Annotated in this window: 16 protein-coding genes; 4 read left to right on the top strand and 12 right to left on the bottom strand. The window is 67.8% G+C overall.

The features are described 5' to 3' along the window. Nucleotides 1–84: 84 nt before the first annotated feature. The 5 genes from gyrB to J3R73_RS28955 form a co-directional block, all read right to left on the bottom strand. Entirely contained in the window at nt 85–2514 is a 2430-nt protein-coding gene (gyrB, locus tag J3R73_RS28975; RefSeq protein WP_307435641.1) for a DNA topoisomerase (ATP-hydrolyzing) subunit B, read from the bottom strand. A 134-nt stretch (nt 2515–2648) separates the two neighbouring features. Next, nucleotides 2649–3266 (bottom strand): LysE family translocator, encoded by a 618-nt coding sequence (locus tag J3R73_RS28970; protein ID WP_307435637.1) that lies wholly within the window; start codon nt 3264–3266, stop codon nt 2649–2651. 104 nt (nt 3267–3370) lie between these two features. Continuing rightward, entirely contained in the window at nt 3371–4069 is a 699-nt protein-coding gene (locus tag J3R73_RS28965) for a nucleotidyltransferase family protein (protein ID WP_307437784.1), read from the bottom strand. 56 nt (nt 4070–4125) lie between these two features. Further along, nucleotides 4126–5655, bottom strand: a complete 1530-nt coding sequence (tsaE, locus tag J3R73_RS28960) for a tRNA (adenosine(37)-N6)-threonylcarbamoyltransferase complex ATPase subunit type 1 TsaE (RefSeq protein ID WP_307435634.1) — start codon at nt 5653–5655, stop codon at nt 4126–4128. A 64-nt stretch (nt 5656–5719) separates the two neighbouring features. Then, the gene (locus J3R73_RS28955) at nt 5720–8299 is read right to left on the bottom strand and encodes a sensor histidine kinase (protein WP_307435630.1); all 2580 of its coding nucleotides are present in this window, start codon (nt 8297–8299) and stop codon (nt 5720–5722) included. Nucleotides 8300–8864: 565 nt separating this feature from the next. Between J3R73_RS28955 and J3R73_RS28950 the strand changes: the two genes are divergently transcribed. Beyond that, nucleotides 8865–9659: a S1 family peptidase gene (locus tag J3R73_RS28950; RefSeq protein ID WP_307435627.1), complete on the top strand. Its 795-nt coding sequence runs from the start codon at nt 8865–8867 to the stop codon at nt 9657–9659. 297 nt (nt 9660–9956) lie between these two features. Here the strand turns inward: J3R73_RS28950 and J3R73_RS28945 are convergent, their stop codons facing one another. From J3R73_RS28945 to J3R73_RS28935, 3 genes are all read right to left on the bottom strand, one after another. Further along, the gene (locus J3R73_RS28945) at nt 9957–10214 is read right to left on the bottom strand and encodes a hypothetical protein (RefSeq protein WP_307433110.1); all 258 of its coding nucleotides are present in this window, start codon (nt 10212–10214) and stop codon (nt 9957–9959) included. Between the two features lie 161 nt (nt 10215–10375). Next, complete coding sequence (locus tag J3R73_RS28940; RefSeq protein ID WP_307435624.1) at nt 10376–10690, bottom strand: hypothetical protein; 315 nt, start codon at nt 10688–10690, stop codon at nt 10376–10378. Nucleotides 10691–10905: 215 nt separating this feature from the next. After that, the gene (locus tag J3R73_RS28935; protein WP_307435620.1) at nt 10906–11154 is read right to left on the bottom strand and encodes a hypothetical protein; all 249 of its coding nucleotides are present in this window, start codon (nt 11152–11154) and stop codon (nt 10906–10908) included. A 342-nt stretch (nt 11155–11496) separates the two neighbouring features. On the opposite strand from J3R73_RS28935, the gene J3R73_RS28930 reads away from it, so the two are divergent. Continuing rightward, nucleotides 11497–12849 (top strand): NAD(P)/FAD-dependent oxidoreductase, encoded by a 1353-nt coding sequence (locus J3R73_RS28930; protein WP_307435617.1) that lies wholly within the window; start codon nt 11497–11499, stop codon nt 12847–12849. A 5-nt stretch (nt 12850–12854) separates the two neighbouring features. On the opposite strand, the gene J3R73_RS28925 is transcribed toward J3R73_RS28930, so the two are convergent. Next, the gene (locus tag J3R73_RS28925) at nt 12855–13067 is read right to left on the bottom strand and encodes a DUF1674 domain-containing protein (protein WP_307435613.1); all 213 of its coding nucleotides are present in this window, start codon (nt 13065–13067) and stop codon (nt 12855–12857) included. Between the two features lie 253 nt (nt 13068–13320). Here J3R73_RS28925 and J3R73_RS28920 point away from each other — a divergent pair, with 253 nt between their 5' ends. Then, the gene (locus J3R73_RS28920) at nt 13321–13521 is read left to right on the top strand and encodes a type II toxin-antitoxin system HicB family antitoxin (protein ID WP_307435610.1); all 201 of its coding nucleotides are present in this window, start codon (nt 13321–13323) and stop codon (nt 13519–13521) included. Between the two features lie 373 nt (nt 13522–13894). On the opposite strand, the gene J3R73_RS28915 is transcribed toward J3R73_RS28920, so the two are convergent. Next, a complete protein-coding gene (locus tag J3R73_RS28915; protein WP_370880038.1) occupies nt 13895–18778 on the bottom strand; it encodes a response regulator in 4884 nt (1627 codons plus the stop codon). A 543-nt stretch (nt 18779–19321) separates the two neighbouring features. On the opposite strand from J3R73_RS28915, the gene J3R73_RS28910 reads away from it, so the two are divergent. Then, nucleotides 19322–19459 (top strand): hypothetical protein, encoded by a 138-nt coding sequence (locus J3R73_RS28910; protein ID WP_307435606.1) that lies wholly within the window; start codon nt 19322–19324, stop codon nt 19457–19459. Between the two features lie 18 nt (nt 19460–19477). Here the strand turns inward: J3R73_RS28910 and J3R73_RS28905 are convergent, their stop codons facing one another. Together J3R73_RS28905 and J3R73_RS28900 are read right to left on the bottom strand one after the other, a co-directional pair. Beyond that, on the bottom strand, nt 19478–20677 hold the full coding sequence (locus J3R73_RS28905; protein ID WP_307435603.1) for a GAF domain-containing sensor histidine kinase: 1200 nt from the start codon (nt 20675–20677) through the stop codon (nt 19478–19480). Between the two features lie 137 nt (nt 20678–20814). Further along, a complete protein-coding gene (locus J3R73_RS28900) occupies nt 20815–21495 on the bottom strand; it encodes a GntR family transcriptional regulator (RefSeq protein WP_307435601.1) in 681 nt (226 codons plus the stop codon). Nucleotides 21496–21538 lie beyond the last annotated feature (43 nt).

The raw sequence follows: 21538 nt of genomic DNA, 5'->3' as shown, positions 1-21538 counted from the left end.
CGGGTTCGCCGCTCCGGCTGGAGCGAAGCGCAAAGCGCATCGGCGACCGCCGACGAAAGCCGGCTGCCGCGGCGGCGTGCCCTGTCACACGTCCAGATTCGCGACGCTCAGGGCATTGTCCTGGATGAATTCGCGGCGCGGCTCGACGACGTCGCCCATCAGCTTGGTGAAGATGTCCTCGGCCTCGACGATTTCCTTGACCTGCACCTTCAGCATCGAACGGGCGTTGCGGTCGAGCGTCGTCTCCCACAGCTGTTCCGGATTCATCTCGCCGAGACCCTTGTAGCGCTGCAGCGAGAGGCCCTTGCGCGCCGCTGTCATCATGGTCTCGAACAGGGCGACGGGGCCGTGCACCACGGTCTCGTCGTTGCGGCGCGTCAGCGTCGCCGGCCTGCCATAGGTCTCGCGCAGGGATGCCGACCGCTCGTCGAGCATGCGGGCGTCGACGGTGGCGAGAAGCTGCGCGTCGAGGGCATGCGATTCCTTCACCCCGCGCACGGTGCGCTCGAACAGATAGCCACCCTTGTCGACGATGCCCGTCCAGCCGCGCTCGAATTCCTCGGCGACGGCATCGAGCCGATGCGCCACCTCGACGGCGGCGGCCGCAGCGCGTTCGGGATCGGCGACGACGCCGATATTGAGCGCGCCGGCGATGGCGGCCTGCTCCACCACGCCGCGATCGTAGCGGCTGTGCAGGGCGGCGAGCAGGGTGCGAACGTTGCGGGCATCGGTGATGACGGCGCGCAAATCCTGCGCGGCGCGTTCCTCGCCGCTGGCGAGCCGCAGCACCGACCCGTCGACCCCGGTATCGATGAGATAATCCTCCAGGGCGCGCTCATCCTTGAGGTATTGCTCGGACTTGCCGCGCGAAACCTTGTAGAGCGGCGGCTGGGCGATGTAGACATGGCCGCGATCGATGATCTCGCGCATCTGCCGGAAGAAGAAGGTCAGCAGCAGGGTGCGGATATGGCTGCCGTCGACGTCGGCGTCCGTCATGATGATGATCTTGTGATAGCGCAGCTTGTCGGCGTTGAACTCCTCCGAGCCGATGCCGGTGCCGAGGGCGGTGATCAGCGTGCCGATCATTTCGGATGACAGCATCTTGTCGAAACGCGCGCGCTCGACATTGAGGATCTTGCCGCGAAGGGGCAGCACCGCCTGATATTCGCGGGCGCGGCCCTGCTTGGCCGAGCCGCCGGCCGAGTCGCCCTCGACGATGAAGAGCTCGGCCTTGGCCGGGTCGCGCTCCTGGCAATCGGCGAGCTTGCCGGGCAGGGAGGCGACGTCGAGCACGCCCTTGCGGCGGGTGAGTTCGCGGGCGCGGCGCGCGGCCTCGCGTGCGGCGGCGGCCTCGACCACCTTGCCGACGATGACCTTCGCCTCGGCCGGATGCTCCTCGAACCAGACGCCGAGCGCCTCGTTGAGCGCGCCTTCCACCACAGGCCGGACTTCGGAGGAGACGAGCTTGTCCTTGGTCTGCGACGAGAATTTCGGGTCGGGCACCTTGACCGAGAGCACGCAGGTCAGCCCCTCCCGGCAATCGTCGCCGGTCATCTCGACCTTTTCCTTCTTGGCCATGCCCGAACTCTGGGCATAGCCGGTGATCTGGCGGGTCAGGGCGGCGCGCAGGCCGGCAAGATGGGTGCCGCCGTCGCGCTGGGGAATGTTGTTGGTGAAGCACTGCACCGATTCATGGTAGCTGTCGTTCCACCACAGGGACGCTTCGACGCCGATGCCGTCGCGCTCCGTCTTCACATAGATCGGGGCGGGAAGCAGCGCGGTCTTCGAGCGGTCGAGATAGCGCACGAAGGCGGCCAGGCCGCCCTCATACATCATCTCCTCGCTCTTTTCTCCGCCGTGGCGCCGGTCGGTGAGCACGATGCGCACGCCGGAATTGAGGAAGGCGAGTTCGCGCAGCCGATGCTCCAGCGTGGCGTAGTCGAACTCGACCTTGGTGAAGGTATCGGTCGAGGGCGTGAAAGTGACCTCGGTGCCGCGCTTGCCGTCGGACGGACCGACGAGGGCGAGCGGCGCATCGGCATTGCCGTGGGTGAAGCTCATCTGGTGGTGCTTGCCGTCACGCCAGATGCGCAGCACGAGCTTGGCGGAGAGGGCGTTCACCACGGACACGCCGACGCCGTGCAGGCCGCCGGAGACCTTGTAGGAATTCTGGTCGAACTTTCCGCCGGCGTGGAGCTGCGTCATGATCACTTCGGCGGCGGAGACGCCTTCCTCGTGATGGATGTCGGTGGGGATGCCGCGCCCGTTGTCGGTGACGGTGACGGAGCCGTCCGCGTTGAGCGTCACCGTCACCAGGTCGGCATAGCCGCCCAGCGCCTCGTCGATGGCGTTGTCCACGACCTCGTAGACCATGTGATGCAGGCCCGAACCGTCGTCGGTGTCACCGATATACATGCCCGGACGCTTGCGCACCGCATCCAGGCCCTTGAGGACCTTGATGGAATCGGCGCTGTAAGCGTTGTCGGACGTTTCGATGCGGACGGGTTCAGCCATGGAGCAACTCATTTCCTGATTCGACTTCCAATATAGGGATTCCCAAGCCGGATTTCATGCCAAATCGGCATATTTTTGTTATTTTTCAGATATTTATCCGTGATTCGGGGCACCGCGCCGCGTTTGTGATCCGCTCACCGGGCCACGACGGCGACGGCTGCGCCGGCCATGGCGGTGCTGCAGCCGCGGTTGAGCACCCGCATGGCGCGCGGGCTGGTGAAAAGGGTCCGGGCGCGGGCGGCGAGCACGACATAGAGGCCGAGCACCGCGGCGACGACGATCTCGGTCGCGGTGACCAGTTCGGCATAGCTCGAGAGCGAGATGCGGCCGAGATCGAGCAGGTTGGGCAGGAGCGCCGTGTAGAACATCATCACCTTCGGGTTGCCCAGCGACATCGACAGGCCGCCGAAGAAGGATCGCCACGGCCTTTGGCCCTGTCCCTTCGCCTCGACGCCGAGCGCGGCCGGCGGGGTGGTCCACAATTTCCAGGCGAGATAGACGAGGTAGGCCGCGCCTGCGTAACGGATCGCCAGGAACACGGCGTGGAAGCTCTGCGCCAGCACGGCGAGGCCGCCGACCGCGAGGCTGAGCCAGACGGCGTCGCCCAGCGTCATGCCGGCGGCAAAGGCGAGGCTGCGCCGTGCGCCTTTGCCGAGGACCTGCACCACCAGGGCCGCCACGCCCGGACCGGGCAGGGCGACGGCCACCAACAGCGTAGCGGCATAGACCGACAGGGCGGCGGAATCGAGCATGGAGCGGCTCCGGCAACGGGGCGCCATCATAGCGGTTCGCGGGCGGGATGGGAACAGTGCGGGACCGCCGGGCCGCCCTGCCCGTCGCCGGCTCCGTCCCCGCTCTATTGGATCGAGGACAGAGCGATCCGCCGCTCGGCCTCCTGCACCGCCTGCGGCGTGCCGACATGGAGCCAGACGCCGTCGAGGCGCCGCCCGAACAGCCGCCCGGCCGCCTCGGCGGCATCGAACAGGCGGTTCAGCGAGAAGACGGCGGGCATGTCGTCGAAGAGGTCGGGCTTGATCAGCAGGACCCCGGCATAGGCGAAGGGCACCACTTCGCCTTCGCGGCGGCGGCGCAGCCGGCCGCCCGGATCGAGGTGGTAGTCCCCGGCGCCCTCGAAGCCGACGCTGGTCGCCGTCGCCGCCAGCAGCATCAGGATGTCCATCCGAGCCGGATCCCAGTTCGCCGTCATCGCCGCGAGATTGGAGCGCGGGCCTTCGATCCAGAAGCTGTCGCAATTGCACACGATGAAGGGCTCGCGCCCCAGCATCGGCAGGGCTCGGCGGACGCCGCCGCCGGAATCGAGCAGGCCGTCGCGTTCGTCCGAGATCAGGATGCGCGGCGTGCGGCGAGCCGCCAGATGGGCCTCCATCTGGCCGGCGAAATGATGGACGTTGACCACCGCCGTCTCGACGCCCGCCGGCGGGAGACGGTCGAGGACATGGTCGAGCAGCGCCTTGCCGCCGACTTCGACGAGAGGCTTGGGGCGGGTCTCGGTGAGCGGCCGCATGCGCCTGCCGATACCGGCCGCCAGCAGCATGGCCGTGGCGAACGGGCGGGAGGCGCCTTCGCCCCCCGCAGGGGAGGCCGGCCGCGTCACCGCCGCCCCTCGACCGAGAAGACGAAGGTCTCGAACCATGTGCGCAAGTCGGCCAGCGAGGGATGGGCGAGCATCCGGTCGAGATAGGCGCGTATGCGCGGCAGATGCTGCAGATAGGCCGGCTTGCCGTCGCGCCGGTCGAGGCGGGCGAACAGGCCGAGGATCTTGGTGTTGCGCTGGGCGCCCATCGCCGCATAGGTCTGCGCGAAAGCAGCCGGGTCGAAGGAGGGGTCGACGCTCCTGCGCGCCTTGACGTAGCGCGTCAGCAATTGGAGCTCCAGCGTCTGCGGTACGGTGACCCGCGCGTCGAGGCAGAGCGCGGCGACGTCATAGGCGGGCGGCCCGATCATCGCGTCCTGGAAATCGAGCAGGCCGACCCGGCGGATGCCCTCGCGCTGGTCGAGCCAGAGCAGGTTCGGGGAATGCACGTCGCGCAGCAGCCAGGTCTTCGGCTCCCTGAGCGCTGGCGCCAGCGCGGCGCGCCACAGCGCGATGAAATGGTCGCGGTTGCGCTGCGACAATTGGGGCGCGCCGATCATCGGCAGGTACCAGTCGAGCAGCAACTCGACCTCGATGTCGAGCGCGCCATGGTCGAAGGGCGGGATCTTGTGCGAAATCCCCGGGGCGACGGGCAGCGTATCCGGCAGATCCATCGCGTGCAGCTGCGCCAGGAGGTCGATCGCCACGCCGTAGCGCTCCGGCACCGGCGCACCCTCTTCGGCGATGAAGATCGATCCGAGATCCTCGATCAGCAGCAGGCCGTGCAGGAGGTTCTCGCGGATGATCTGCGGCACCGAGAAGCCGCGTTCGCCGAGGCCGCGGGCCATGGCGACGAAGGGCTTCACATCCTGCGAGATATGCGCGATCTGGCTGTAGGTCTTGCCGTAGCGGACCGGCGTGCGGTCCGTCCGCGTGGGCGAGTTCATCAGGATGGCGCTGTTCTTGCCGCGGACGAGGCGGGTGTAGCTGCGCGTGGAGGCGTCGCCCTGGATGTGGATGCGGGTGGCGTCCTGCCAGCCGGCGGTGCGGAGGAAATCGCCGATCTGGGCGATGCGGCGCAGCCGCTTGGCCCATTTGCCCATGCCGGTCAGCGTCGCGCGGCGGGCGGTGTCGCTCTTGCCGGCATGGACGAAGCGGATGTCGAGGCGGTCGGGCGGCAGCGCCTCGCCGGCCCGTTCGGGCCATTCCACCAGGACGAGGGCGCCGTCCGGCGCCTCGTCCCAGCCCAGCTCCTCCAGCTCGCTCGGATGGCCGATGCGGTAGAGATCGGCATGGACGATGGGAAAGGCCGGGGTGTCGTAGAGCTGGATCAGCGTGAAGGTGGGGCTGGAGACCTCCAGTTCCGGATCGCCGGCGATCTGCCTCACGAGCGCGCGCGCGAAAGCCGTCTTGCCGGCGCCCAGATCGCCCGAGAGCGTGACGATGTCGCTGGGGTGCAGGGCGGGCGCGAGGTCGCGCGCCAGGATTTCGGTGGCGCTTTCGGTGGGGAGGTCGACTGTCCATTGATGGGTCAGAACGTCGGTCAACGGCGATGGCCCCTTGTGAAGAAGGTCATGCCATGGAGACACCGGATCAAAGGACAAGTAAAGCTCATTGCAGCGCGGTTCCGGATTTGCGCCGCGCCGCTGCGCCGTCGCTCGGATCGGCCATGCGCTGGAGGTCGGGGTTGCGTTCGGCCGGCTTGCGGCGGGCGGCGGAGTCGATCGGCAGGCGGCAGGTCACGATGGTGCCGCGGCCTTCCTCCGAGACGAGTTCGACCGTGCCGCCATGCAGCTCGACGAAGGAGCGCACGATCGACAGGCCGAGGCCGACGCCGCGATGGCCGCTGCCGCCATGGGATTCGAAGCGGTCGAACACGCGATCGATGACCGCCTGCGAAATGCCGCGACCGCGGTCTTCGACGCGGAACACGATCTCCTGGCCCTTGCGCAGGGCCGACAGGGTGACGGTGCCGCCCGGCTGCGAGAAGCCGATGGCGTTGGAGAGCAGGTTGAACAGGACCTGCCGCACGCGCTGGCCGTCGGCCTCGAATTCGCCGATGGCATGGCTCGCCTTCATCTCGAGCCGCACGCCGCTCTCGGCGAGCCGCGGCTGCACCGCCTCCGCCACGCCCTGCATCGCCTCGCGGATGTCGACCATGCCGAGGTCGAGCGTCATCGCGCCGGCGTCGATGGTGGCGAGGTCGAGGATGTTGTTGATGATGGCGTAGAGCGCGTCGGACGAGGTCTTGATATAGCCGGCATATTGGTGCTGCTTGTCGTTGAGCGGCCCGGCCGAGCCGTCGGCGAGCAGCTGCACGAAGCCGATGATGTTGGTGAGCGGCGAGCGCAGCTCGTAGGATACGTGGTGGACGAAATCGTTCTTGAGCCGCGCCGCCTCTTCGAGCGCCTCGTTCTTCTCCACCAGGGCGTTCTCGAAATTCACCGAATCCGTCACGTCGGTGAAGGTGGCGAGCGTGCCGCCGTCCGGCAGCGGCACGGTGGCGACGTCGATCACGCTGCCGTCCACGCGGATCATCCGCTTGCTGGTGGAATGGCGGGCGTCGCCGAAGGAGGTGATCACCGATTTCAGCGCCTGCCACACCGCCTCGTCCCGGAACAGGATCGAGCATCGCGCCACCACGTCGTCGATATGGGGACGCTGCTCCATCATCTCGGAGGGCAGGCGCCAGATGGCGGCGAAGGCTGGATTGGACAGGCGCAGCCGGCCGTCCGATCCGAAGGCGGCGACGCCTTCCTTGAGGTTTTCCAGCGTTTCGCCCTGCACGCGCGACAGGGCCTTGTAGCGGGCTTCGAGGTCGATGCGCTCGGTGACGTCCTCGAACAGATAGGTCACGCCGCCGGCCGGGTTGGGCGTGGTGACCACGCGGGACGTGCGGCCGTCCGGCAGGTGCCACCAATGCTCGGCCGGCTCGAGGGCGCGATAGGCCTCGTGAAGCTTCGACTTCCAGGCGCGGAAATCGGCCTGCTCGGGCAGGCGGCGCTGGGCGCGCAGGCGGTCGAGGATCTCGCTGTCGCTCGGCTTTTCGTCGAGGAAGGCCGGATCGAGCTGCCAGAGGGTGCTGAAGGCGGCATTATAGAAGGTGAGGTGCTGGTCGGCATCGAAGATCGCCACCGCGGTGGCGAGCTGGTCGAGCGTGCGGACATGGGCCTCGATCTGGCGCCCGATATCGGCGCGCATCGTCTCGACTTCCGAGACGTCGATCGCCATGCCGGCGGACCCGCGTGAGGAGGGGATGTCGATGACGTCCAGCGTGCGGCGCGCGCTGCCCACCACCGCCGGCACGCGCTTCAGGAAGGGCCGGCCCTCCCGCCGTGCCTTGCCGGCCTCCTCGCGGGCGGGCCGGTCGAGGAGCTCGATGTCGCGCGCCAGCACATCCGCCTCGTCCGCGGCGTCGACGGCCTTGGCATAGGCGCGGTTGACCCAGGTCAGCTTGTCGTTGGCGTTGCGCAGCCACAGGGGGACCGGCGCCTCGTCGAGCAGCGCCCGGATGGCTTCGATCTCCTCGGTCGCCCGGCGGTGGCGGTCCGCCAGGCGGGCGAGCTCCAGCCGGTCGCCGGTCACCTCGCGCAGGCGCAGCACGGCCCGGCCGCCGATGGCCCGGCCTTCCGCCTCGATGAAGCCTCCGTGGCGGGAGCGGGCAACCAGGCGAAAGCCTTCCCCGCGCTCGCGCAGGGCGCGGATGTGCTCGTCGAGGCTGCGCGTGTCGTGATAATCGAGCCAGCCCGTGCCGATCAGGCCTCGCCCGCTCGGCGAGATGGCGACGCCGGTCAATTCGCCCGATATCAGCGGCAGGTCGTCCGCGCCCGACCACACCGCGATCAGCTGCGGCTCCGCCATCAGCAGTTCCTCGGCCCGCTCGGCCCGCGCCAGCAGGGCGAGCATCTCGGTTCTCGCCGTGCGCTCGCGGCCGATCCACAGCGTCCGGGCACGGAGGTGGAAGATCGCAAGGCCGGCGGCGAGCATGAGGAGGCCCGCCACGAAGGACAGCATGAAGAGCATGCGGCGATCGGCGCCGCTGAAATCGCCGAACAAGGCGGGGGCCAGGACGCCCTGCTCGCCCTCGGCGATGGCGAGCGAGGCGAAGGTGAGCAACGCCACAAGCCCGAACCCGGCGGTGAGGCCTGTCCGGACGCATAGCACCCGGCTCCGTCCGGGTGGCTGCGTCATTTTCCTGTCTTGCGGCATATTCTCACGACGAACCCGAATTCCCCTCGACACCGGCAGGACGCCGGTGCTTGAACGTTCCGCTTGCACTGAAACGCAACGCGACGAGCCTCTGGGCCGGAGCGGCATCCCGCTCCTTCGCCGCAGCCTCGTCTCCACACGGGGTCACGAGCCGCGCAGCCTTGATCGCCGGCCTCGCCTCCCCCGAATCACCGCACTCTACTCTTCCGATAAGTTGCGTCGGAAGCCTCCTTCGGAGACGAACGCCACGAAATTTTCGGCAGCGGGGACACGCACGCGGAAAAATCACGGTCCCGAAGCTGGACTCATCATGGCATTACCTATACTTACCAAAGAGTTAACTGGACCATGGCTGACGTCGTCCGCGCCGCTTCGATCGGCAGGACGACAGGGATCGGCCGGCCGGCGTGGTCGGGTTGATGATCGTGAATGAAAGTAGAAGCGACGGCTTGCCGTTTCGGCAAACTGTCATACTATCGTCTTGCGCTTATCTGTGACGCAGGTGGGCCGGACCCCGGTGACGACAAGTGCCGTGCGGTTCGGTGACATGATAATAATCCGCGTATCAACGCGACATTGCGTCAGAAATAAGGGCCAGGGGGCCTCTATAGCCGGGAATGACGACATGCGTCTTTCGTCCCGTATGACCCGTTTGGGTACGGCGTTGACAGCGTTTCTCGCCGCCATCACCTGTCTCGACGGTGTGGCGTGGGCAATTACGGGAGGGGTCGCTTGTTCTGACCCGAACGGGCTTCGTCGCCATGTCGTGCGCATCGTAAGCTCGGACGGCACCGTCTGTTCGGGGACGATCGTCGGTTCGAGGAAGATCGTGACGGCGGCCCATTGCTTCACCTCGACGGATGCGAGCCGCTATCAGATCATGGTGCTCGATCACAATTTCACCGAGCACTGGGTGCGTGTCTCCTCGATCCGGGTGCATCCGCAATTCAACCGGCGTGGGCTCGAACGGCAGACGCAACTCAACGACATCGCCGTGGTGAACGCGGCGGCGGCCCTGCCGGGCGACATGGCGGTCGCGCCGGTGGCGAGCGGGAGCGTGCAGGGCGAGGTGACGGCGGTCGGCTTCGGGACCGGCTTCCGCGGCCGGGATCTGCGCCAGGTCGAATTGCAGGCCGGGAGCCGGCAGATGTCGCCGACCGGCAGCCAGATCCTGACATCGATCGACGGCGGGGCTTGTTCCGGCGATTCCGGCGGCCCGATCTTCCGCAAGAACGGCAAGGGTTTCGTTCTGGTCGGCGTCATCAGCTGGACGTCCGGTGCCTGCGGGGCGATGACGGCGGTGACACCGGTGGGACGCTATCGCGGCTTCATCGGCGGCTAGACAGAGCATTTTTTCAAAAGAGTCGCGGAGCCGTCCCGGGGGCATCCCGATGCGGCATGCCGGGAGACAAAAGCGCCGCGCCCCTGGGAAGGGGCGCGGCGTTCTTGTTGTACGCATGCAACGGATACGCAACGGGTACTGAAAATCGGCTGGTTCTACGGATTGGGATGGCCTTGCGGACATCATCTACGCAATGGGTGCTGGCAATCGTTTGGCTTTGAAAGAGGCGGGGGAAGGGCGTGGCCGTCCGTCCCCGTTCATGCGTCCTGTGCGGGCGTAAAACCCGCCCGGCGCGGCTCAGTAGCGGCCCTTCTGGGCGTTGAGGAAGTCGCGGCCTTCGACGGCATTGGAGGAGAGGCCGAAATCGGGATCGGTCTGCTGGGAGCCGGAGAGGAAGTGGCGGGGCGCGGCATTGTCATGGCTGGTGGCGGTGATGGCCGGGGCATTGCCGCCGACGATGACCTGGCCCTCGGGGCTGTTGGAGAGGGCGAAGGCCGAGGAGATCGACAGAGCGAGGGCGGCGGCGGTGAGGGAGGAGAGGAGAACGGTCTTCATGATGGCAGGTCCTTGAAAAAAGTCCTTCGGCATATCAGTCCGGCAAAGGGCATCGGTCGAAAGGGCTGGGGTGATGAAAAAGCGTGAGCGGTCGCTCGGGGTGGTCGGCAGGCGGTATCGGGCGGGGCCGGTCGGCGGCCCCGTCGTCTCAGGCGGTGGGCTTATTCGCCGCCTTCGTCGTTGAGCCAGTGGCCGCCCTGCTGGACGGCATGGAATTCGCGGCCCTGGATGGCATTGGAGGAGAGGCCGAAGCTCTGGCTCGGGGTGCCGTCCTCGGAGACGCGCTGGCCATAAACATGGCCGGAGAGGAAGCGGGCCTGGGGGGCGGCGGCGTCAGGGGCGGCGTAGCTGGTGACGGCCGGGGCTTCGCCGCCGATGATCACCTGGCCCTGCGGGCTGTTGGAGATGGCGAAGGCGGAGGAAACCGACAGGGCCAGGCCCGCCGCAGCCAGGGTGGAAACAACAAGGGTCTTCATGGTCGTCGTCCTGAAAAGGATGCCGGCGGTCCGGCGATCCATCGTCTGGAAGAAAAGGCAGGAGGCTCGAGGCGGTCACGCGACGCAGCGTGCCGCCCGCTCCTGCCGGGCGGCGGGGCCGGCCTTGCGACCTTGCGTCCCGTCCACCCACTTTACGGTCGCCCCCGCCGGCGTTCGATGCGGCGGGGACCGGCTCCCGAGGGAGCCGTCAGAGCTCAGTAGCGGCCCTTCTGGGCAGCAAGGAAGTCACGGCCCTCGACGGCATTCGAAGAGAGGCCGAAATCGCTGTCGGTCTGCGCGGCGCCCGACAGGAAGTGGGCGGGGGCCGACTGGTGGCTGGTGACCGCCGGGACGTTGCCGCCGGTGATGACCTGGCCATCGGGGCTGTTGCTGAAAGCGAAGGCCGAGGAGATCGAGAGAGCCAGACCCGCGGCAGCCAGCGATGAAACAATGATCGTCTTCATGATTTTTGTCCTTGATGATCGGGCGGCAGTGCGTCGTCCGTTGAGGGAGGTTATAAGACGGTGCGTCTCACATGGCAATAGAAAACGAGACGCTTCGGATTGAAATAATTGTGATCGCGCCGTGATCGAAAGGGAAGCCGGCTGCGATTAACCTCCCAAATCCGTGATCGCGCTGTCAGGGACGTCGCCCCCTGCGAGAATGCCGGGCTGCCGAACGATTGCCGCAAAGTCCATATCCGAGACACGCCGTCTACCAATAAGGCGAAAACGCGTCTTTCCTCCGGCAGGAAAACGGATCCGGCGCTCCTTCCTTGCAGAAGGGCGCTCTGCCATAATGGACCCATGTTCACGCCGATCTTCGACCGCTCCCTCTATGATGCCGGAACGCTGCAGCCCTCCTATTGGGAGGACACGGTGCAGCGCCGCGACTTTCCGGTGCTGCAGGCCGATCTCGCCTGCGACGTCGCCATCATCGGCGGCGGCTACACCGGCCTGGCGGCCGCCTACCATCTCGCCAGGGACCACGGCATCGACACCGCCGTGCTGGAGGCCGGGCCGATCGCCTGGGGCGCGTCGAGCCGGAACGGCGGCTTCATGTCCTATCCGCCGACCAAGCTCGGCATCGGCGCGATGATCGACCGTTACGGGCTCGACGACACCCGCCGCTTCTTCGCCGATCTCAGGGCCGCGGCGGACTATCCGCGGGAGATCGCGCAGGAGGAAGGCTTCGACATCCGCCTGCAGGGCGACGGCACTTTCGATGCCGCCCACAACGCGCATGCGGCCGAGGGCCTCAGGGCCTCGGCCGAGGCCCATGCCCGGGTCGGCATCCGCACCACCCTCTACAGCCGCGAGGCGTTCACCGCGATCGGCCATGGCGGCACCGAGCAATTCGGAGGGCTGCATGTGGAGGGCGGCGGCGGGCTGCACCCTCTCGCCTATGCCATGGGCCTGGCGGACGCGGCGGCGCGGCGCGGCGTGAAGCTGTTCGCCTCCTCCCCGGTCGAGCGCTGGGAGCGCGACGGGTCCCGCCACCGCCTGGTGACGCCGGGCGGCACCGTCACGGCGCGGCGGGTGGTGTTCGCCACCAATGGCTGGACGCCGGACGGCCTGCACAAGGCCATCGACGCCCGGATATGGCCGGCCTTGTCCAATATCGTGGTGACCCGGCCCTTGAGCGAAGCCGAGTTGCAGGCAGCGCCCTATGTCACCGACACGCCGGTTTCGAACACCCGCAAATTGCTGTTCTATTATCGCCTGCTGCCGGACAGGCGCTTCCTGTTTGGCGCCCGGGGCGACGTCTCCGGCACGCCGCGGGCCGCTGCCGCCATGCGGGCCTGGATGGAGCGGCGGATCGGCGAATTGTTCCCGGCGTGGAAGGATGTCGGCACCGATTATTTCTGGCGCGGGCTGGTCGCGCTTTCGCTCAAGCTCGCGCCCTCCGTCGGCCGCGTGCCCGACGATCCCAGCGTCTATTACGGCTTTGCCTATCATGGCTCCGGCGTGGTCGCCGGGCCGCTCGCCGGGCGCTATCTCGCCCGGGCGATCGGGGCTTCGCCCGATGGCGGCGTCGACGTGCCGGCCCCGCTCGCCGGCCTGCCGCCGCGCTTTGCGCTGCCCGGCCTGCGCCGTCCGGCCCTCGCCATGGTCTATGCCGGATATGGCGTGAAGGAATGGCTCGGCGACAGGCTGTAGCCCGATCAGAAATCCGAGGCGATGCCCTTCACTTCCCAGTCGCCGTAGCGCACCGGCTCCGGGCCGTCCCGGCCGTTGAGTTCGCGCGGCCGTGCCACCTGCGGCGCAGCCTTGCGGCGGGCCTCCGCCTCGGCCAGCGCCCGGCGGGCGGCATCGCTCAGCACCTTGCCCGGCGCGGCGTTGGGTGGGTTCGCGCTATCGGTCTCATCATCGGACATGCCTTCTGATCGCAAAATCGAACCTCCCGATCAAGCGCTTCCTGCGCGCCTTCGGCCTGGTGACGCCCGGGAGGCCGAGCCGGCGAACGTCGCCGATCCCCGGCACGGCGCATGGGGAGGACGCCGCGGGCGCGGTGAACAAAATTGCCCCGCCTGCGTTTGAGGGCATGGCTGCGGCGAGCGCGTGCCGCCGGACGTCGCTCCGGGCAGGCCTGCCGCACGGATCTGGTTCAATCAACACAGAGGTCACGCGATGATCCGTCTCGACTATCCCATCGTGATCGAGCCGGCGCCGGAGGAAGAAGGCGGCGGCTATAGAGCGAGGGTCCCCGATCTCCCCGGCTGCATCAGCGATGGCGAAACGCGCCAGGAAGCGGTCTCCAACATCCAGCAGGCGATCATGGCCTGGCTGGCGGAAGCCCGCAATCTGGGCTGGTCGGTTCCGAGCGCCTGAGCGACGGTGCAGAGCGTCTTTTCGCTGAAGGCGCCATCTCGCTTCACGCGTCGCAGCGGCTCGTCTCCGCGAGCACGCTCCTTTCCGCCAAGAGAAGCACCCCTGTCCGGCGAGGAATTTCGAGGAGCGAGGGAACCATGGCCGCACCCTGCAGTTGTTGTGGCGAGAATGCGGGAGAATAATGGCCATGTTCCGAAACCTGAAGGCACTCACTCTGGCGGAATGGCTGTATGGCGCGGCCTTCTATGCCCTGGCCGCCGGGTTCTGCACGGCATGCGTTTTCCTGGGATGAACTTGTTGCCCCAGGGGCGGTGAGCGGTTCGCCACGAAGACGCAGCGCGAGGCGGGCAGGATGGCCCGCCCTTTTTTCGTGTCAATGCGACGGACGGGTCGCAGCCGAACTCAGCGCTTCGGCGAGCGCGGCGGCGGTATAGGGCTTCTGAAGGTGGACGGCATCGGCGATGCCGTGGCTCGGAAGATCCTGGGGGGCCGCATAGCCCGAGGCGAAGATCACCTGCAGATGCCGCATGCGCCGGCGCGCTTCGGCAGCCAGCGCGATTCCCGACATGTCCGGCAGGTTGATATCGGTCAGAAGCACGTCGAACGTGCCGCGGTCGAGCGAGGCGAGGGCCTCCTGTGCGCCGTCCGCCTCGAGGACCGCATGGCCGAGGTCCGACAGCATTTCCTTCGTGCTGGCGCGGATCAGCGGATCGTCTTCCACCAGGAGGATGCGCAGGCCCGGCATTTCCGCCCGCCCCGGGCGGGCTGCCATGTCCTCCCGCGACACCGGGAAGGACGCCTCGTCGACATTTCGCTGCCGATTGTGGCGCAGGACGTGGCGGATCTTGCGCGCGAGCGCCTCGCGCGTATGCGGCTTGCTGAGCAGCTCGATGCCCTCGTCCAGCCGGCCGCCATGCACGATGGCATTGTCGGTGTAGCCGGAGGTGAAGAGGACGGCGATGTTGGGCAGGCGTTCCCTCGCCTTGCGGGCGAGTTCCGGGCTGCGAAGGGGCCCCGGCATCACCACGTCGGTGAACAGCAGGTCGACCGGCATGCCGCTCTCCACGATGGCGAGGCCGCTCTGGGCGTCCTTCGCCTTCAGGACGCGATAGCCGAGGTCGGACAGCGTTTCGACGACGGTGGTGCGCACGTCCTCGTCGTCCTCGACGACGAGGATCGTCTCGGTGCCGCCGGTGATCGGGCCCGCATCGATGTCGGTGGCAACGTCCTCCTCCTGGCGTTCCCGCGGCAGGTAGATGCGGATCGTCGTGCCGTGGCCGGGCTCGCTGTAGATCTTGATGTGGCCGTTGGACTGCTTGACGAAACCATAGACCATGCTGAGGCCGAGACCGGTGCCCTTGCCCTCCGGCTTGGTGGTGAAGAAGGGCTCGAAGACATGCTCCATCACCTCGGAGGTCATGCCGACGCCGGTGTCGGTGACCGCAAGCATGACATATTGCCCCGGGCTGACGTCGATATGCCGGGCGGCATAGGCGTCGTCCAGCGAGGCGTTTCCGGCCTCGATGGTGAGCCTGCCATGGCCGCTCATGGCGTCGCGCGCATTGATCGCCAGATTGAGGAGGGCATTCTCGACCTGGAAGGGATCGACGAGCGTATTCCACAGCCCGCCGCTGATCACGGTCTCGATCTCGATGCCGTCGCCGAGGGCACGGCGGAACATGTCGTCGAGGCCGCGCACGAAACGGCCGAGATTGACGACCTTCGGCGCCAGGGGCTGGCGGCGACCGAAGGCGAGCAGCTGGGAAGCGAGCTTCGAGCCGCGCGAGACGCCCGCCAGCGCGTTGCCGAGCCGCCGCTCCGCCTTCTCATTGCCGGCGACGTCCTTGGCGAGGAGCTGGAGATTGCCGCCGATCACCTGCAGGAGATTGTTGAAATCATGCGCGACGCCGCCGGTCAGCTTGCCGATGGCCTCCATCTTCTGGGCGACGCGCAGGGCCTCCTCCGCATGCTGCAGGACTTCGGCGGCCTCCCGGTCCGCCGTCACGTCGCGGCCGACGCCGTGCAGGCGGTCCTCGACGTCCGGCGACAGCGTCCAGGCGATCCGCCGCCAGCCGCCGGCCGCCGTGCGGATGCGATTCTCGCAGGCGGCGGGGCGTCCGTTCGCCCTCATCTGAGCCATCACCGCCCGCATGGCCGGGCGGTCCTCGGGGTGGATCACGTCGTAGCAGCTGCCGGCCAGCAGCGCCGACCGGTCGTGGCCGAGCGATCGCGTCCAGGACGGGCTGACCCCCAGCAGGCGCCCGTCATAATCGGCGAAGACCAGCAGATCCTCGCTGAGTTCCCACAGGCGGTCGCGCTCGCCGACGGCCTTGCTGACGCGCTGCTCCAGCGTCTCGTTGAATTCGCGCAGCGCCGCCTCGGCCTGGCGGCGCTGGGCGATCTCGGTCTGCGCGGCCTGATAGAGGCGGGCATTGTCGATGGCGATGGCGGCCTGGGCGGCGATGCCGATGGCCAGCCGTTCGGCGCGTTCGGTGAACATCCCCGGCCGGGGATGGCCGAAGAACAGGCCGCCGAGGACTTCGCCGGTCCGCGAGGCCACCGGCACGGCGAGATAGCTGCGGACCGGAAGATGGCCCTTCGGCATGCCGAAATAAGGCTCGTTCCGGCCGTAGCGTCCGTCGCGGGTGATGTCGTCGGAGCGGACGACGCCTTCGCCGCGGAAGGTCGGCGCGAAGACGGCGGTGTTGCGCGGCATGGCGAAGCGGGAGAAGGCCTCCTTCGCCACGCCCGACAGCGTATAGAGCGTGTAGCTCTCGCCCCTGCCGTCGAGCACGTTGTAGAAGAAGGAGCCGAAGGCGGCGCCCGTCAGTTCCGTGGCGGCGTCGGTGACGACCTGCACCGCCCGGTCGATATCGAGCTCGGCGGCGACGGCCGTGCCGACTTCGTTCAGGACTTCCAGCGTGCGCGCATCCTCGCGGAGCCGGCGCTCGGTTTCCCGCCGCGTGGCGGCGAGCTGGAGGTTGCTGGCGACGCGGGCGGTGAGTTCGCGGGCGGAGAACGGCTTGGTGAGATAGTCGTCGGCGCCGGCATCGAGCCCCTCGACGCGCGCCTCTTCCCCGGCGCGCGCCGACAGGAGCAGGATCGGCGTGTCCCGCAGCGACGGATCGGCGCGCAGGGCGCGCAGAAGGCCGAAGCCGTCGAGATGCGGCATCATCACGTCGGAGAGCACGAGGTCGGGCGCGCGGCGGCGTGCCGCCTCAAGGGCGGCTTGCCCGTCGGCGACCGCCTCGACCTCATAGCCCTGCGCGGTCAGCAGGCGGGCGATATAATCGCGCAGGTCGGCATTGTCGTCCGCGACGAGGATGTGCTTGCCGGCCGCCTCGGCTGCCATGCCCGCGCCGATATCGTCGGAGGCCGAGAGCAGCGGGATCTCCTCGAGAGAGGCGGGGCCCGCATCGCCGGGAAGCCAGCGCAGCGCCTCCTCCACATAGGCCTTGGCGCGCAGATGGCTCGAACCGTCCGCCCGAACCGCGACGAGCGCCTCCCCGGCCTGGGTGAAAGGCAGCCTGATGCGGAAGATCGTGCCGCGGCCGACCTCGCTCTCGACCTCGACCGTGCCGTCGTGGAGTCTCACCAGCTCCTGCACGAGGGCGAGGCCGATGCCGCTGCCTTCGATGCTGCGGCCCTTCGCGCCTTCCACGCGGTGAAACCGCTCGAACAGCCGCGGCAATTCCTCGGCGGGAATGCCGGTGCCGGTGTCGCGGATGGCAATTTCGGCATGCGCTCCGTCCGCCGCCCCGACCTCGACGGCGACTTCGCCCTGGAAGGTGAATTTGAAGGCGTTGGACAGGAGATTGAGGATCACCTTCTCCCACATCTCGCGATCGATCTCGACCGGAAGGGGGAGGGGCGGGCAATTCACCCGGAAGCGGAGCCCGGCCTTTTCCATCGCGGACCGGAAAGTCGACGCGAGCTCCGCCGTCAGGGCGGAAAGGTCCGTGGGCCGGCGGTCGATCTGGACGCGTCCCGCCTCGATGCGCGAGAAGTCGAGCAGCGTGTTGACGAGCTTGAGGAGACGCAGGCCGTTGCGGTGGGTGACTTCGAGCAGGACGCGGTCGCCGGTACGGCTTTGCGTGTGGTTGGCGAGGAGTTCCTCCAGCGGGCCGAGCATCAATGTCAGCGGCGTCCTGAATTCATGGCTGACATTGGAGAAGAACAGCGTCTTGGCGTGATCGATCTCGGCCAGCGCTTCGGCGCGGCGCCGCTCCTCCTCATAGGCCTGGGCATTGCTCACGGCGGCGCCGATCTGGTTGGCGGCCAGCTCGAGAAATCCCTTGTAGCCCTCCTCGAAGAGGCGAAAGGGGTTGAGGCCGACGATCAGCACGCCGCGCCGCAGGGTGTCGCCGCCCGGCACGATCGGCAGGACGGCGGCGTGGGCGGGCGGCCGGTTCCAGGCGCCCATCGGCAGCGCGGCACCGAATCGCGCGGCGAGATCGGTTACGAGCCGGCTCTCCTGGCTGCGGATCGCGTCGGCGAAGGGCCATGTCCGCTGCGCCTCCGCCTCGATCCGCCGTGGCGCCGCCGGATGGCCGGGCTCGATGCCGCTCGCTGCGGCGAGCGAGGCGCTGCCGTCGTCGGGATCGACCAGATAGATCAGCGCGAAAGGCAGGTCGCGCGGGTCGCTGGCCAGCGCGGCGGCGCTCCGCTCGCAGGCCTCCTGCCAGGTCCGGGCATTGGCCGAGCCGGCCGCCAGCTCCATCAGCAGCGCCAGCTGGCGTTCGCCGATCACACGCTTGGTATCGTCGCTGTTGGCGCAGATGATGCCGCCGGCGCTGCCGTCGTCATCGGGAATCGGGCTGTAGGAAAAGGTGTAATAGGTCTCTTCCGGATAGCCGTTGCGTTCCATGACCAGGAGCTGCGCCTCGACATAGGTGCCTTCGACGCCGGTCATCGCGGTGGCGAGCAGGGGCCCGATGTCGGTCCAGATTTCCTGCCAGACCACCGATGTCGGCTTTCCCAGGCTGTCCGGATGCTTGCCGCCGATGATCGACTTGTAGGGATCGTTGTAGAAGAAGCGCAGCTCCTGTCCCCATCCGATCCAGATCGGCTGGCGCGAGGCGAGCATGATGCGGATGGCTGTCTTGAGGCTGCGCGGCCAGCAGGCGGCCGGTCCGAGCGGGGTCGCCTCCCAATCGAACGCTCGCATGAGGGCGCCCATCTCGCCGCCCCCGGCGAGGAAGCCCGCCGCATCCGCATCGTCGATCTGAACGGCCTGGAATGAAGTCGCTTCGTTCACAATTCACACCCCGGGCGACGTCCAGGCCGCGCATCCCCCGCCCCACGGCGATCCGCATCCCGGCGCCGAGCGTCCAAGGCGGGTGGGCAGGAAGGCCGGATGCGGCCTCGTCGGTACGAGGGTGGCGAACGGACCGGCGAGGACGGTGTCGACATGCGGCCGCGGCCGGCCGGCAAGCATTCATGGAAGGGCCGAAAGGTCATCGATCTCTTCGCCATCGTCGCCGTCAGTGACATTCACTCGATAGCCGTACCGAATGAGCAATACAAGCCGCGAAACAGCCGGCACTGATCTTGTCGACGTCCCCATAAATACCAGTATGGGAACGTGAAAACACCACGCGTGCCGGTTAAACATGCCCCCCGCTTAACAGCTTTCAACGCGCCGCGGACCTTTGGGTTCCGGAGGGGTCGTCATTTTCTCTGCGGGGCCTCGGGCGGGGCGGCAAAACACGCGGCGCCCTGTCTTCCCCATTTTTCGTCGAGAAGGGATGAACTTCGGGCGGCCCCGCGGTGTTATCGGTCCTGCAATGGGATGCGCCTCATGATGAACAATCTCTTCGCCGTCTGCTCCGTCTTCTTCATCTTCTGGCTGTGCGGCGGCTTCAGGCGCACGGCCGCCTATTTTGCGCGCCCCAGCGAGCTCGATCCCTGCGAGCATTTCATCGAGCCGCCGAAATAGGCGCCGTCCATCGGGCGCTTATCGGGAGGCCTCCCGCCCTTCCTGCTGCGTGGGCATGCGGAAGGTGATGCGGGTTTCCTCCGGGGAGGATTTCGCTTCCAGCGTGCCGCCATGAGCCTTGGCGATTTCGGAGGCGATATAGAGGCCGAGGCCGACGCCGCGCAGGGTGGGTTGATACGAGGCGCGCACGAACGGCTCGAACAGGTTTTCCATGATTTCCGCCGGGATGGGCCGGCCCTCATTGGCGACGGAGAGCTCGAATCGTCCGCCGGCGGTGCTCGCCCTGACGTCGACGGAGCCGTCGGGAGAACCCTGCGCCAAGGCGTTGACGACGAGGTTGAAGAACAGCTGGCCGATGCGCACCGGATCGCATTTCACCGCTTCGGCCAGGCTGAACGCCGTTTCGATCCTGCGGCCGGCATAGGACGAGCGCAGCTCGGCGACGATCGGCTCCAGAACCGGGCCGAGCATGGCATGGCATTGGCGTTCGAGCACGATGCCGCCCCCGAGACGCCCGCGCGCCAAATCGAGGACATCGTCGATGAGCCGCGTCATGCGGGCGACCCCGCCCTGGATGGCGTCCAGCAGCATCTTGGCCTTGGCTTCGTCCGGGCTGCGCCCGAGCATCCGCGCGCCGGCGTCGATCGCCGCGAGCGGGTTCTTCAGGTCATGCCCAAGGGCGGCGATGAATTGTTCGCGGCGCTCCGCCGTCTTGAGTTCCGCCGCCGGGGCGTCCTGCGATGCCTTCGTGCCCTGCTGCCCTTCGAGCTGGAGGGCGATGAGTTCGGCGAAGAGCCGGAACATGCCGACGATCTCGGGGCGCTTCAGCCGGGCGGGGCGCCGGTCCATCGCGCAGAGCGTGCCGAAGAGGGTTCCGTCCCGCAGGGCGATGGGAAGCGAGATATAGCTTTGGATGCCGTGGGATGGCGGCGCGGGGGCGCCGGCGTCATGCGGATCCTGCCCGGCATGATCGATCACCACGGCTTCCCGGGTCTGCCGAACGTGATGGCGCAGGGCGGTCCCGACCTCCATCTCGTCGCCCGGCTTCCATCCCAGCCCGATCTCGTCGCGGACGCTGCAGGTGATCCAGCGGTCCTCCGTCATGCGCGCGACGGCGGCAAAGCCCATCCCCGTCGTCCGGCAGACGACCTCCAAGATGTCGGGAACGGCCTCGATGCGGGCAACGGCCTCCACATCGGCTTGGAAATCGGGCGCCATCGTCGGTGTCGTTCCGTGCGGGTCGGAAGGCATGAACGGGCGACCTTAACGGAGGGCTGTGCCGGAAGGGAGTCCGAATTTCGGGATGTTTCCGGCGGTGCGGACGGCCTCTCCGCCTGCGCCCCCGGGCTGCTGGCCTATTCGCCCTGCGCGGCTCGGCTCTGCACCGCAGCCAGATAGGTGTCGCGCGAGGGGCCGATATGGCTGCGGCACAGCGCCACCAGCGTCTTGCGGTCGCCGGCCCGCAAGGCCTCGATCATCGCCCAGTGCTCGTCGCGGGCGCGGGTCAGATGCAGGCGGCTCGCCGCGGTGAAGAAGCGCGCGCCATGTACCTTCTGCGCCGCGCTGCGGATCACCTCGGCGAGATAGGGATTGCCGCACGCCGAGAAGAGCGCCTCGTGGAAGGCCATGTTGGCGCGGAAGGCGGCGCGCGGGTCGTTGGCGTCGATTGCCTGCGCATGCCGGGCCTGAATCTGGGTCAGCCGTGCGATGAAGTCGGCGGCCGCCGGAAGGGGGATCTGTTCGGCGGCGAGGGTTTCGAGCGCCTCGCGGACCGAATAGATCTGGCGGACCTCCTCGGGGCCGAGCAGGCGCACCATGGCGCCCTTGTTCGGCACGCGGTCGACCAGGCCCATGCGCTCCAGTTCCGACAGCGCCTCCCGCACGACATGCTTCTTGCAGGAGAACTGCTCGGCCAGCCGGTCCTCGAGCAGGCGCTCGCGCGGCATCAGCCAGCCGAGGACGATCTGTTCCTCGAGCGCCGCGACCATGTCGCGCACGCGGTCCGTCGCCGGCTGGCGTATCGTCGGCTCCGTCATCGCACCCCTCCGTCCGGTCCGATGCCATCATACGCGATTCGCG

Origin of the sequence: Labrys monachus (assembly GCF_030814655.1) — a bacterium.
Classification (GTDB): domain Bacteria; phylum Pseudomonadota; class Alphaproteobacteria; order Rhizobiales; family Labraceae; genus Labrys; species Labrys monacha.
Note: the sequence above shows the minus strand (reverse complement) of the source record. Positions and strands in the feature narration are given on the sequence as shown.

Excerpts from the sequence above, each read along its gene's own strand:
- J3R73_RS28970 (WP_307435637.1), bottom strand. The coding sequence starts at position 3,266 with ATGCTCGATTCCGCCGCCCTGTCGGTCTATGCCGCTACGCTGTTGGTG.
- J3R73_RS28935 (WP_307435620.1), bottom strand. The coding sequence starts at position 11,154 with ATGAAGACGATCATTGTTTCATCGCTGGCTGCCGCGGGTCTGGCTCTC.
- J3R73_RS28900 (WP_307435601.1), bottom strand. The coding sequence starts at position 21,495 with ATGACGGAGCCGACGATACGCCAGCCGGCGACGGACCGCGTGCGCGAC.
- J3R73_RS28905 (WP_307435603.1), bottom strand. The coding sequence starts at position 20,677 with ATGGCGCCCGATTTCCAAGCCGATGTGGAGGCCGTTGCCCGCATCGAG.
- J3R73_RS28920 (WP_307435610.1), top strand. The coding sequence starts at position 13,321 with ATGATCCGTCTCGACTATCCCATCGTGATCGAGCCGGCGCCGGAGGAA.
- J3R73_RS28925 (WP_307435613.1), bottom strand. The coding sequence starts at position 13,067 with ATGTCCGATGATGAGACCGATAGCGCGAACCCACCCAACGCCGCGCCG.
- J3R73_RS28930 (WP_307435617.1), top strand. The coding sequence starts at position 11,497 with ATGTTCACGCCGATCTTCGACCGCTCCCTCTATGATGCCGGAACGCTG.
- J3R73_RS28955 (WP_307435630.1), bottom strand. The coding sequence starts at position 8,299 with ATGACGCAGCCACCCGGACGGAGCCGGGTGCTATGCGTCCGGACAGGC.
- J3R73_RS28950 (WP_307435627.1), top strand. The coding sequence starts at position 8,865 with ATGATAATAATCCGCGTATCAACGCGACATTGCGTCAGAAATAAGGGC.
- J3R73_RS28945 (WP_307433110.1), bottom strand. The coding sequence starts at position 10,214 with ATGAAGACCGTTCTCCTCTCCTCCCTCACCGCCGCCGCCCTCGCTCTG.
- gyrB (WP_307435641.1), bottom strand. The coding sequence starts at position 2,514 with ATGGCTGAACCCGTCCGCATCGAAACGTCCGACAACGCTTACAGCGCC.
- J3R73_RS28940 (WP_307435624.1), bottom strand. The coding sequence starts at position 10,690 with ATGAAGACCCTTGTTGTTTCCACCCTGGCTGCGGCGGGCCTGGCCCTG.
- J3R73_RS28965 (WP_307437784.1), bottom strand. The coding sequence starts at position 4,069 with ATGCTGCTGGCGGCCGGTATCGGCAGGCGCATGCGGCCGCTCACCGAG.
- J3R73_RS28910 (WP_307435606.1), top strand. The coding sequence starts at position 19,322 with ATGATGAACAATCTCTTCGCCGTCTGCTCCGTCTTCTTCATCTTCTGG.